Source organism: Clostridium sp., from assembly GCF_032552055.1.
Taxonomy (GTDB): domain Bacteria; phylum Bacillota; class Clostridia; order Clostridiales; family Clostridiaceae; genus Clostridium.
In genome coordinates this window covers 1-13,365 of sequence record NZ_JAWGSV010000070.1, presented here as the reverse complement: position 1 = coordinate 13,365, position 13,365 = coordinate 1, and the positions used below count along the sequence as shown (strand labels likewise).

Below are 13,365 nucleotides of genomic sequence, written 5' to 3'. Positions count from 1 at the left end.
ATTTAATATTACATAAATATATAAGCTTTTTCCATCATATTTTTAGGAGGATTAATCTAATGGATGACAAAAAAAGAAACATACTTTTTACTGAAAGTGAAATAAAAAATAGAATTGAAGAACTTGGAAAGGTAATAGCAAAAGATTATAAAGATAAAAATCTTTATGTACTTCCTTTATTAAGAGGAAGCTTTATATTTGGAGCTGATATCTTTAGAGCTATAGATTTAAAAGCTAAAGTTGGATTTATGACAACTTCAAGCTATGGTCACGGTGAAGAAAGTACTGGAGAAGTTAAAGTTGTTAATGATATCCCTGATAATATTGAAGGTTTTGATGTACTTATAGTTGATGATATAATAGATACTGGATATACTATGGAATTTGTAATTAACTATGTTAAAAGTCGTGGTGCTAAATCTGTTAAGACTTGTACTCTTTTAGATAAGCCATCTAGAAGAAAAGTAGATCTAAAACCAGATTATTGTTGCTTTGAAATTGAAGACTTATTTGTAGTTGGATATGGTCTTGATTATGAAAGCTATTATAGAAATGTACCATACGTATTTAACTGGGAAAGTAAGTAAAAAGCTGCATTAAGCAGCTTTTTTCAGTTAGTTTTTATTTAAGTCTATTGCTGTAGATGGTGTTTTACCTACAATAATAGTTTCAGATATTGGAATTTGAGATACTACTTCTACTTCTTCACTTTTAAATGGAACTATAACTTTCATCTTCATACTTACATTTAAATATATCTTGTGTCTTGTCTGATTTATACCAGCACTTTCAAATACAGATTCATAACTACTAGATATATTTCCAACTTGGGTCATTTTCACACCTATATCTGGCCCTAAATTATAAAAAACTAAATTTTTAGTCATATATCCTAAAGGTACCTCTAACCCAATTTCTTCTAATTTACCTATTCTTCTATTAGCTTCCAATACTAATTTTGAAGATAAGTAATTAAGTTTTACAGTATCAGCTCTTAACATTGTAATATTTCCTTCATTATCTTTATCTGTAATTATAATTTCTTCATAATTAAAATCTTTTGAATAAATATCTAATGCCGTTTCATTAATTATTTCTGTAGCTTCTCTTTTCATTCTTTCTTCCCCTATAGATAATACTGCCGGTAAAATATTTTTGTTAAATAGGTATATTATGGAATTAAATAAAATAAATATGGCAATAATAGCCAATATAGTCTTAGGGTGTTTAATTTCAAATCGCATTTTAGGTTTTTTTGTATAATAGTTCATAGGCACCTTCTAGAGTTATTATTTTACTCTTTATATAAATATGCTATAATAAACTATATTATTTATTTTAAACCATTAAATAATTATGATTATGAGGGAGGAACAAATGGCTAATAAAGAAACTTCTAGATCAGAAAAAAGCCAAGCTAATGTTAAAAAGAAAACAAACAGTAGCAAAAGAAATAAAAAGAATAAAAAAGATAAAAATCAACCGAAATATAAAAAAATATTGAAAGGAACATTTCTTGGAATACTAATTGCTGGTCTTTTATGCTTTGTTGTAGGACTTGGCTATATATTTGCAATTATTAAAAGCACTGACCCATTAGATGTTAATGCAGTACTAAGTTTAAACGAGCCTTCAATGCTATTTGATAGCGAAGGAAACTATATAGACAATTTACCTACTGAAGAAGAAAGATATAAAGTGACACTGGATGAAATGTCACCATACTTACTAGATGCTTATGTTTCTATTGAAGATGAGCGTTTTTATAAACATAGTGGCGTAGATTTTAAAAGAACTATAGGATCTGCCTTAAGCTCTGCAATAACCTATGTAACTGGCAAAGGAAATATCCAAGGTGGATCAACTCTAACTCAACAATTAATTAAGAACACACTACTTACTAATGATGTAAAAATAGAAAGAAAGGTTAGAGAAATCTATCTTTCATTAAGTCTTGAAAAAAAATTAAGTAAGGATCAAATATTGGAAGCCTATTTAAATACTATTCCTCTTGGAGGAAGGGTTTATGGTGTTGAAGCTGCTGCTAAATATTACTTTGACAAAAGTGCAAAGGACTTAACTTTAGCTGAATCAGCTTTTATTGCTGGCTTAACTCAAGCACCTTCAGCTTATAGTCCATATCATCCTGATAATATAGAAGATCCTACGGTTTACTTAGATAGAACTAAAACTGTTCTTATGAAAATGCTGGAACTAGGTAAGATAACACAAGAAGAATATGATGAAGCCTATGCTTTTACTGATGCAAATAGCTTTGCATTTTCTCAAACTGTTATTACTTACAAGATAAACTATGAATGGTTTGTATATCCTGCAATAGACCAAGTAAGAAAAGATTTAAAGGAAACATATAAATATACAGATGAAGAAGTAGATAGATTATTCTCAACTGGTGGTCTAAAAATTTATACTACTATGGATAGAGCTATGCAAGATTCTACCCAAGCAGTATTAGATGATAGAAATAGTATTAAGCAACTTGATATATATGCAAACCCAGAAGTTACTGATGATACAGGAACTTTAAAGTTACAAGCTGCTGCATCAATTATTGATTATAGAACTGGTCAGGTAAAAGTATTAGTTGGAGGTAGAGGTGATCAGCCAGCAAGATCTACTAATAGAGCTTATGATGCTTTAAGATCAATAGGTTCTACAACTAAACCACTTACTGTTTATGGACCTGCCATTGACACTAAAACTATTACAGCAGGTACTGTTTTTGATGATGCCTTATTACCTGATTCAATTAAGGCTAAATATCCAGGATGGAATCCTCAAAACTGGGACTTTAAATCTGATGGATATATTACTGCAAGGCAATCCCTTGCTTTATCTAAAAACGTACCTACTATTATGGTTGAAGATAAACTAGGTGTTGAAACTGGTCTTTCTTATGCAGAAAAGCTCGGATTAATTTATGGTCCAGACTCAAAGACACTATCTGTACTATCACTTGGTGAATTTACTGGTGAAAACTCTGATGGTACTTATGATGGTGGTAATCCATTTATACTAGCTTCCGCCTTTGGTACTTTTGGTAATAATGGTGTACGCGTTGAACCTACTTTATATACTAAGGTTGTAGATGGTACTGGTAAAATATTATTAGAAGCTAAGCCTAATCAAGAACAAATATTTTCATCACAAACAGCTTATATTATGAGAGATTTACTTAAGGGACCTTTAACTTTTGATGGTGCTTTAGCTAAACTTCCTAATATGCCTGTTATAGGTAAGACAGGTACAACTGAGCATGTGAATAACTTCCTATTTGCTGGTTTAACTCCTTATTACTCTGGTGCAGTTTGGATAGGATACGATAATCATGAGAAAATGGGTGGGGCAAGTTACAGTTCATCTGCAGCTTCATTATGGGGAGCTATGATGGCACCAATACATGCTAACTTAGAATATAAAGAATTTGATGGAAATCCTGGAGGAATTACTACAGCTACTATTTGTAGGGATTCTGGTAAGAGAGCTACAGATCTTTGTGCAAGAGATCCTAGAGGTTCTAGAGCATATTCTGAAATGTTTATTTCAGGAACTGAACCTAGCGGTCCATGTGATGTCCATGTTACAGCTAAAGTAAATAAAAATAATAATAAATTAGCTACTGAAAATACACCTAAAAATTTAATTGAAGAAAGAGTTTTTATTAAGAAAACTAGTTCAAATAGAAACACAGCAGATGCTCAATATGTTCTTCCAACTGAAAAGGACGATAGTAAACCACAAGTAATTAATGAAGAATTTAAATTATCTGACTTAGGTATTAAAGTAGGAAGTAATGCTGATGACGCAGTTAGTATTCTTAAATCTAAGGGTGTAAATGTAACAATTAAAAATAATGACTCAAAAAATAGAACAATCAAATCCATTTCTGCTAATAAAGCTAAAAAAGGTGACACTATAACTATAGAACTTGAAGCTAATACTTCAACAGAAGAACCTGATGGTGGAACTGGTGGCAATAGTAATGAAATTGATGATAACAATAATGCTGAAAATAATGGTTAATACTATTAAATAATATTTATAAAAAATAAGGATGAGTATAATATATTCATCCTTATTTTTTTATCATTTTTATTATTGAATTATACTGTCTAAACATATTCATTTTGTATTGATTTAAGCCTAAATATGCCCCACTTTCAACATTTTTATGAATATTATTTATTCATTTCTTGCATTTTTATCATAATTATTATATTATATCTATTAGATAATTTTTTACTAAAGAAAAGGGGAAGTGTTATATGAAATTATTAAATGACTTTATCTTGGCATTCAATGATATACTATGGACTTATATATTAATTGCAATGTTAATAATAATTGGTTTATATTTTACATTTAAGACAAAATTCGTTCAATTTAGAAATATTAAAGAAATGATTAGATTGCTTGGTGACGGAGCTACATCTAAGGATGATAAAAATACTATTTCATCATTTCAAGCATTTTGCATAAGCACTGCTTCTAGAGTAGGTACTGGTAATTTAGCTGGTATTGCTACTGCTATAGCTATAGGTGGCCCTGGTGCTATATTCTGGATGTGGCTTATAGCGTTAATTGGTTCTGCTTCAGCATTTATAGAATCTACTTTAGCTCAAATATATAAAGAAAAAGATGGTTCTAATTTTATAGGCGGACCGGCTTATTATATGGAAAAAGGTCTTAAAAAGAGGTGGATGGGCGTAGTATTTGCAATATTAATTACTATATCCTTCGGACTTGTATTTAACTCAGTTCAATCTAATACTATTGCTCTTTCACTAAATAGCTCCTTTGGATTTGATACTAAAATTGTTGGTCTTATCTTAACTATACTAACAATAATAATAATCTTTGGTGGTGTTAAGAGAATAGCCGACGTATCAAGTGTCTTAGTTCCTATTATGGCAATAGCTTATATATTAGTTGCTTTATTTATAGTATTAAAGAATTTTTCTGCTATTCCTAGCATTATTACATTAATATTTGAAAATGCCTTTGGTATTAACCAAGTTGTTGGTGGTTCAATAGGTGCAGCTTTAATGCAAGGTATTAAAAGAGGATTATTTTCAAATGAAGCAGGTATGGGCTCTGCTCCAAATGCTGCTGCAACTGCAACAGTATCTCATCCAGTAAAGCAAGGTTTTATACAAACTCTAGGTGTATTTACTGATACAATTATAATTTGTAGCTGTACAGCATTTATAGTTCTATTATCTGGTGCTCCCCTTGATGGAAGTATTAAAGGTATTGAACTTACACAGCTGGCAGTTAGCTCACAAGTAGGATCTTGGGGAAATATATTTATTTCACTATGTATATTATTATTTGCTTTTAGTTCTATTGTTGGTAATTATTATTATGGTGAAGCAAATATTCAATTTATAACTAACAAAAAAATATACTTATCTATTTACAGAATATCAGTTGCTTTAATGGTATTCTTCGGTTCACTAGTAAGCATGGATATAGTATGGAATTTAGCTGATGTATTTATGGGATTAATGGCAATAATTAATCTAATTGCTATTGTACTACTTAGCAAAATTGCCTTTAAGGCCTTAGATGATTATAATACTCAAAAGAAAGCTGGAATTAAAGATCCTATATTTAAATCTTCTTCGATTCCGGAGCTTAATGATGAAGTAACTGAATGGAAATAGTTGCTCAGGGTGCTGTAAGAGTGATATCCGCACAATGAGTAATAAAAAATTAATGATAACTCTTGGTGGAGTTTATAAAAATAATAGTTGGTGTAATTCCGTAAGAATTACATCAACTATTATTTTTATAATTTGAAATTTTTAATCTGGCTGTATTAACAACAGCTTTTTTGGCATTCATCAGCAATAGCAAACTCTTTATCAGTTATTTCAGATACTATTTATGGTGATATAGTCATTCCATATAATTCTTCAATTTCATCTTGAATATCAGATGTTGATATTCCTTTAGCCTATAGAGATATAATCTTTTTATCTAATTCTACACATACATTTTCATATTTATTTTTTCCTAGATTTTCTTCCATTTCTCCTTTAAAAAACAGTAGATAGTCTTGTTTTTTACACAAAACTATCTATTGTCCCGATAAATATATTTAACTATCTATTCTTTCCATTCTTAATTTCAAAAATTTCTAATTTAATTTTGTTACTTCTAAATTAAAGTTAACTACTTCTCCATTATCTGCTCTAATAAAAGAAGTGCTATCTTCCTCTTTATTATCTTTATTTGTGACTTTATAATTAAATCGATATGCTAGTACCATTTCATTATCAGAAACAGTAATGTAATACATCATAGGATTGCTTTGTATTTTGTAATCTAATCCTAAAGCTTTATAATTGCTCTCTAAAATACTCCTAGCTTCCTTTTCATCAATATTAATATCATTTATATATTTAACCTCTCCTATTGGATAATTAATATATCCTTCTAGCTTACCAGTACTATTATTAATAACTACATTTATATCTTGTTTATAATAAGGGTGTCCATCTTTTAATTTGTAAAAATTAATATTATAAATTGGCGAAAGTGAATCCCCTTCAATTTTAACTTCTTTAACTAAATACTCGTCTTTAGTTAATTTACTTAAATAGCTTTCGGACAATGAGACTGCTTTTTCTAAAGTAATCATTGGAGCGTTCTCACTAACTAAAGCTGGAATATTCTTATTTGAAAAGCCTAAAACTTTATAGTCTTCATCTATATCTACTGCGTAACTTCCAACCATTACAGAATATTTTATTTTAGAACTCTTATTATTTACCTTATTCAATGCATCTTCTTCAATTGAAGTTTTAAATCCACTTTCAGCGTTAATAATATCCTCGTTATAAAGTTCCTCAATAAAATCTTTAGCAACTTTTACTTCCTTACTACTCTTATCAAGAATTTTACTTACTAATAGTATTATAAGTGCTATCAATAAAATAATTATAATACTAGAAATTATGCTTATCTTCTTAGGTCTCATTGTATCCTCCTTACATATATAAAAACCTTTAGATTTTTAATACAATGACTTATTCTTTTCTCTCTATATTTTAACCTATTTGTATCATAATATAAAGTCATAATTTAAATAAAAGTGGACATACGTAAGTTTTCTTCTTTCATCACTTTACACAAAGTATTTTTAAACTTACTTATATCCACTTTCTACTTTTAAAATATAAACTAATTTCCTACTAATTTAATATTTTAATCTAATTCAATATAACTATATAGTTTTTATTTTACACAACCTATAATCTCATTTATATCCTTAATTCCTTGACTCTTTAAAAATGCTTCCATTTCTTCTATTATTTCTTTTCCTGCCATTGGATTGGCAAAGTTAACTGTACCTATTTGAATAGCTGTAGCACCTGCCATCATAAATTCTATTGCATCTACTCCAGAAGATATTCCACCTAAACCTATTACAGGTATATTAACTGCCTTTGATACTTCATGTACCATTCTTAAAGCTATTGGCTTTACAGCTGGACCAGAAAGCCCTGCATATCCATTATTAAATATAGGCTTTCTTTTATATGGATCTATAGCAAATCCTTTTAATGTATTAATTAAAGAAATTGAATCAGCTCCTGCTTCTTCGCAGCTTACTGCCATCTTTACTATATCTTCTGCATTTGGTGATAGCTTAACCATAAGTGGCTTATCTACAATTTTCTTAATCTTTGATACTACATCATAAGCTACATTTGATTTAATTCCAAAGGCCATTCCCCCAGACTTAACATTAGGACATGATATATTAAGCTCTATCATATCTATATCAGTTCCTACTAGTCTTTCAATAGCTTCTTCATAATCTTCCATGCACCCACCGCCAACATTTGCTATAATATTAGTTCCTAGCTTTTTCATTCTTGGCAGCTCTTCACTTATAAATCTATCTATACCTGGATTTTGAAGTCCTACTGAATTCATCATTCCAGATGGTGTTTCATATACTCTTATTCCTTCATTACCATCCTTAGGATTTAAAGTTAACCCCTTAGATGATATTCCTCCAAGTATACCAACGTCATAAAAGTCATTGTATTCCCCTCCAAAACCAAAGGTTCCTGAAGCTGCAATTACTGGATTCTTAAATTCTACTCCATTTATATTTACCTTTAACATTCTAAATGCCTCCTTTGATTTTAAAGTTCTACATAATAGCCATCAAATACTGGACCATCTTTACAAGTTCTTTTGTGTCCATCCTTAGTTTTACATGTACAAACTAAACATGCCCCTACACCGCAAGCCATATGTTTTTCCATAGAAACTTGTATTTTAACATTCTTTTCCTTGCACATTTCAATAACTTTTTTCATCATTATTTCAGGTCCACAGCATAAGACAACATCATAATTTTCTGGCTTTAATACATCTGTTACAAAACCTTTATGACCATATTTACCTGTATTAGTAGTTAAATATACTTCATCAGCATACTCTTTAATTTCTTCAATTAAATATACTTCATCTCTAAAGCCTGCATATAAATCTAAGTTACTTGCATTATTATTTTCTCTAAGTTTCTTTGCAACTTCTAGCATTGGAGCAGTTCCTATCCCCCCAGCTACTAAGGCTACTCTACCTAGATTCTCATCTATTTTAAATCCATTCCCAAGAGGTCCATTTAAATTAATATAATCGCCTTTTTCTAAAACTGTATATTCCTTAGTTCCTTGTCCAACTACAGCATATAGAAAAGTTATTGTTCCTTCGTTTTTTTCACAAACACTTATAGGTCTTGGAAGTAATGTTTTTCCTTCAAGTTTTAACATATAAAATTGACCTGCTTTTACATTATTATTATCTTCAACTACCATCTTATATATGTTATCTACTATTCTCTCATTTAATAAAACCTTAGATTTAGTATAAGCCATGGTTCTCATCCCCCTAGATATTTTCTACAGCTTCTCTTATTTCATCTCTCATTCTAATAGCTTCTTCTCTTGCACATAGAGCAAATTCTTTTTCTCTTCCTTCTTGCTTCTTATAAGCTAAAAGTATAGCTCTAGAAGAATTAACAACTCCTCCATTACCATTATTTAAATACATAGCAACATCTGTTGCCTTTCCACCTTGTGCACCATATCCAGGAATTAAGAAGAACATATTATCAAATCTTTTTCTAATTTCAATTCCTTCTTCTACATGAGTACAACCTATTACTCCACCTATAGCTGAATATCCACAATCACCTACTATTGAATCTCCAATAGCTTTTAGCTTATCTCCAACTACCTTATAAACATCTCTTCCATCTTCAGTTTTTAACATTTCTATATCTTCTGCACCTTTATTAGAAGTTCTAACTAATGTAAATACTCCCTTAGTTCCCTTTTCCATATAAGGTACATATGGTTCAATACTATCCATTCCCATATAAGGACTTAATGTTATGAAGTCAGCTTCAAAATCTCCTTCAAAGTGAGCCTTTGCATATTGCTTTGCTGTTGCTGCAATGTCCCCTCTTTTTATATCAGCTACTATTATTGCATCCTTTTCTCTTAAGTATGATAATGTTTCCTTGTAAGCTATCATTCCATCTATTCCTAAAGCTTCATAATACGCAATTTGCACTTTAAAACATGCTGCTACATCATTTGTTGCATCTATTATTTGCTTATTAAACTCAACTATAGCTTCTACATTACTTCTTCCTTCAAATAAGTGTTCTGGTATATATTCTAAAGCAGTATCTAATCCAACACATACTACTCCTCTTTCTTCAACTCTTTTATATAACTTATCTACAATAATACTCTTCATATTGTCCTCCTATTTTTTATATAGTACTTTTCCTTTTCTTATAGTCATTTCAACTTCCCCATAAAACTCCATTCCCTCAAAAGGAGTATTCCTAGCCTTTGAATGGAATTCATTAGAATCTACTTTTATCTTTTTGTCTAAGTTAAGTATAACTAAATCACCATCAAATCCTGGGCTTATTAATCCTTTATTCATTCCAAGAATTTTAGCAGTATTCTTAGACATTATTTCACTTAATCTATTTAATGTTATAGCCCCTGATTTAACTAAAGAAGTATAACATATAGGGAATGATGTTTCTAGTCCAACCATTCCTGGTGATCCTTTTTCTTTATCATCCTTTGTATGAGGTGCGTGGTCTGTTCCTATGCAATCTACTACTCCATCCTTAATTGCTTTTATAATTGCATCCACATCTTCTCTTTCCCTTATAGGAGGATTAACTCTATAATTGTTAACCTCCTTAGTTAAGCAAATATGATGTGGTGTAACTTCACAAGTAATATTATCATATTCTTCCTTAGCTTCTCTTATATAGCTTATAGCCTCTTTAGTGCTTACATGGCACATATGGAGTCTTGCACCTGTTTCTTTAGCTAAATATATATCTCTTAAGGTCATTATATTTTCTGCCATAGTCATATCTATATCAGAAAAGCCTCTATCTTCTGCATGAGACATAATAATCCAGTTATTTTCCTTAGCCTTATTCATTGCTTCATACATTATTTCTGAATCCATAACTCCGACTCCATCATCTGAAATTGCTTTAAGTCTTTCGTCAGAAGCAAAATCATCTAAGTGGCTAAGATCTTTTCCATTAAAACCTTTAGTAACAGATACACATTGATGTAAGTCTATTAAATCTAATTCTTTTTCTCTATTTCTAACTCTTTCTAGAACTTCATTACTTGAACAGATTGGCTGAGTATTTGCCATTAAGCAAACTCCAGTATATCCTCCCCTTAAAGCAGCTCTAGATCCAGTTTCTATATCTTCCTTATATGTTAATCCTGGTTCTCTAAAGTGAGCATGAGTATCTATAAACGTTGGCATTACAGTAAGGCCCTTTGCATCTATTACTTCAATACCTTCCTTATTTAAATCTAATCCAACCTCTTTAATGATTCCATCTTCTATTAAAATATCTCCATTAAAATCTTGTGAACTGTCTACTACTCTAGCATTTTTTATTAATATGTTCATAATTTCACCTCATACCTTTTATAAATCTGATAATTTCATTATATGGTCGCAAAAATCACACTTGTATGTTCCTTTATCTTCATTAATTAAATTAAAGGTATGTGAAACATATTTCTCTTCAGTAGTAATACAATTACTATTGTTACATTTAATAACATCAACTACTCTTTCTGGTAGTTCAGGATTTATTTTTCTTACTATCTCTCCATTCTTAACTTCATTAATAGTTAAGTGTGGTGATAATAAACTTAATATTGTATAATCTATATCCATTATATTTTCTATTTTAATGATGTCTTTTTTACATGCTTTTTTGCTTTCTACATTCATAATTAAAGCAACTTGGCTATTTACCTTATCTAAGTTTAAATAATTAAAAATCTTTATTCCCATACCAGCCATTATATGGTCTATTACTAACCCATTTTTTATACTAGTTATTTCTAACATCTAAACCACCTCCAAAAGCTTAGCAATTAATGCCATTCTCACATACATTCCATACTCAGCTTGTTTAAAATAAGATGCTCTCTTATCTTTATCTACTTCTATATCTATTTCATTAACTCTTGGCAGTGGATGCATAACTATCATATCATCTTTAGCTAATTTCATCTTTTCTACATCTAATATATAGCTATCCTTTAATCTTAAATACTCTTCTTCATTAAAGAATCTCTCTTTTTGAATTCTAGTCATGTAAAGAATATCTAATTCATCTATTACATCTTCTAATTTTTCTACTTCTCTAAATTCAACCTTATTCTTTAATAAAATTTCTTCTCTTATATATGTAGGTATTGAAAGCTCTTTAGGAGAGATTAGAATAAACTTTGTTCCTTCATATCTTGACATAGCTTTAATTAAGGAATGAACAGTTCTTCCATTTTTTAAATCTCCACATAGTCCAATTACATGATTATTTAATCCTTCTTTTAGTGATTTGATAGTTAAAAGGTCAGTTAATGTTTGAGTTGGATGCTGATGACCACCATCTCCTGCATTAATTACAGGAACTTCTGAATACATACTTGCAAGTCTTGCAGCACCTTCTTTAGGATGTCGCATTGCAATTATATCAGCATAAATTGATACCATAGTAATAGTATCTGCTAAAGTTTCTCCCTTTGCAGTTGAGCTTGAGTTAGGTTCAGAAAAACCTAGTATTTTTCCTCCAAGTCTCATCATTGCAGCTTCAAAACTAAATCTTGTTCTAGTACTTGGCTCATAAAATAGAGTAGCTAATATCTTTCCATCACATACATTAGAATACTCTTTTGGATTTGCTATTATTTGATGTGCTAAATTGAATATTTCTTCTAATTCTTCCTTAGAAAAATCCATAGGGTCAATTAAATGTTTTTTTGTCATATTCATCACTCCTTATTAACATCTCAGTGTTAAATTTAAAGGTATATACGTTGTAATTGAGTATAAATCTCATAAAAAAAGCCTTCCTTAAACTTAAGGAAGACATAATAAGCCTGTAGTGTTTATTAATACCTAAATCTCCCTTATTAATCTCTCTGGATTAAGTTAAAGGTCTTCGTTTTCATTAGAATAACACTTCTATACAATGTTGTCAATAAATCTTTATTAATAAATTGCTATATTTTATATATAAGTTTTAATAAAATTTCTACATTAAATTATCTTTATTAAATCAAACTTTTTATATAACTTTAAAAGCATTATTCCACTCAGATTAGTATCATTACTACAATAAATTACATATTATAAATTATATTAACAACACTAAATATAAGTTTTAAAATTAATACTAAAGGAGGATCTATATGTCACAAAATAAAAATTATGATGCTTCTAAATTTGATTCTTGTCTTGATAATATTTATGATGACTTTAATACCCAAAATCTAAATAATTTAAATAAGAATAATAACACTAATAATAATCTAAATAATTATTTATCATTATTATTTCAATTACAAGCTCAATTACAAGCTCAATTACAACGTCAAGAGCAAGATCAAAGGCAACTGCAAGCTCAACTGCAAGCTCAACTTCAAGTTCAAGCTCAATTACAAGCACAACTCCAAGCACAACTTCAAGCTCAATTACAAGCTCAATTACAAGCTCAATTACAAGCTCAGTTACAACTTCAATCTCAAGGTCAAGAAACTACAGATACAGATACAACTACCAATAGTCAGCCAATCAATATTAATATTACAGTAACTAATGGACTTACTTCTACTGAAAGCGAAAGTGAAACTGAAACTACAGCCGCTGGTTCTGCTGCCGGTTCTGCTTCTGGTTCTGCTGCTGGGGCTTCCAACGATAACCAAAATGCTTTAGCTTCTACTGCTGGTAATGATAATGTTACTG

12 protein-coding genes are annotated in these 13,365 nt (G+C 29.9%); 4 read left to right on the top strand and 8 right to left on the bottom strand.

Annotation, left to right across the window (positions count from 1 at the left end):
* Nucleotides 1-59: 59 nt before the first annotated feature.
* Nucleotides 60-587 (top strand): hypoxanthine phosphoribosyltransferase, encoded by a 528-nt coding sequence (gene hpt / locus E6248_RS06830; RefSeq protein WP_316340068.1) that lies wholly within the window; start codon nt 60-62, stop codon nt 585-587.
* Between the two features lie 27 nt (nt 588-614).
* Here hpt and yunB read toward each other — a convergent pair whose 3' ends face one another.
* A complete protein-coding gene (gene yunB / locus E6248_RS06825; RefSeq protein ID WP_316340069.1) occupies nt 615-1,244 on the bottom strand; it encodes a sporulation protein YunB in 630 nt (209 codons plus the stop codon).
* A gap of 133 nt (nt 1,245-1,377) precedes the next feature.
* On the opposite strand from yunB, the gene E6248_RS06820 reads away from it, so the two are divergent.
* Both E6248_RS06820 and E6248_RS06815 read left to right on the top strand, forming a co-directional pair.
* Nucleotides 1,378-4,044 (top strand): transglycosylase domain-containing protein, encoded by a 2,667-nt coding sequence (locus E6248_RS06820; protein ID WP_316340067.1) that lies wholly within the window; start codon nt 1,378-1,380, stop codon nt 4,042-4,044.
* 242 nt (nt 4,045-4,286) lie between these two features.
* Entirely contained in the window at nt 4,287-5,687 is a 1,401-nt protein-coding gene (locus E6248_RS06815) for an alanine/glycine:cation symporter family protein (protein ID WP_316340066.1), read from the top strand.
* A 476-nt stretch (nt 5,688-6,163) separates the two neighbouring features.
* On the opposite strand, the gene E6248_RS06810 is transcribed toward E6248_RS06815, so the two are convergent.
* From E6248_RS06810 to pyrB, 7 genes are all read right to left on the bottom strand, one after another.
* Nucleotides 6,164-7,006, bottom strand: coding sequence for a hypothetical protein (locus tag E6248_RS06810; protein WP_316340065.1), 843 nt, complete (start codon nt 7,004-7,006; stop codon nt 6,164-6,166).
* 257 nt (nt 7,007-7,263) lie between these two features.
* Entirely contained in the window at nt 7,264-8,163 is a 900-nt protein-coding gene (locus E6248_RS06805) for a dihydroorotate dehydrogenase (RefSeq protein ID WP_316340064.1), read from the bottom strand.
* Between the two features lie 20 nt (nt 8,164-8,183).
* Nucleotides 8,184-8,921, bottom strand: a complete 738-nt coding sequence (locus E6248_RS06800; RefSeq protein ID WP_316340063.1) for a dihydroorotate dehydrogenase electron transfer subunit — start codon at nt 8,919-8,921, stop codon at nt 8,184-8,186.
* A gap of 13 nt (nt 8,922-8,934) precedes the next feature.
* Nucleotides 8,935-9,810 carry an orotidine-5'-phosphate decarboxylase gene (gene pyrF / locus E6248_RS06795; RefSeq protein ID WP_136005803.1) on the bottom strand — a complete coding sequence of 292 codons (876 nt, stop codon included), beginning with the start codon at nt 9,808-9,810 and terminating at the stop codon, nt 8,935-8,937.
* A 9-nt stretch (nt 9,811-9,819) separates the two neighbouring features.
* Entirely contained in the window at nt 9,820-11,016 is a 1,197-nt protein-coding gene (locus E6248_RS06790) for a dihydroorotase (protein WP_316340062.1), read from the bottom strand.
* Between the two features lie 18 nt (nt 11,017-11,034).
* Nucleotides 11,035-11,466, bottom strand: a complete 432-nt coding sequence (locus tag E6248_RS06785; RefSeq protein ID WP_316340061.1) for an aspartate carbamoyltransferase regulatory subunit — start codon at nt 11,464-11,466, stop codon at nt 11,035-11,037.
* The gene (gene pyrB, locus E6248_RS06780) at nt 11,467-12,387 is read right to left on the bottom strand and encodes an aspartate carbamoyltransferase (RefSeq protein WP_316340060.1); all 921 of its coding nucleotides are present in this window, start codon (nt 12,385-12,387) and stop codon (nt 11,467-11,469) included.
* A gap of 425 nt (nt 12,388-12,812) precedes the next feature.
* On the opposite strand from pyrB, the gene E6248_RS06775 reads away from it, so the two are divergent.
* On the top strand, nt 12,813-13,365 hold a 553-nt coding region (locus tag E6248_RS06775), incomplete at its 3' end, for a hypothetical protein (RefSeq protein WP_316340059.1).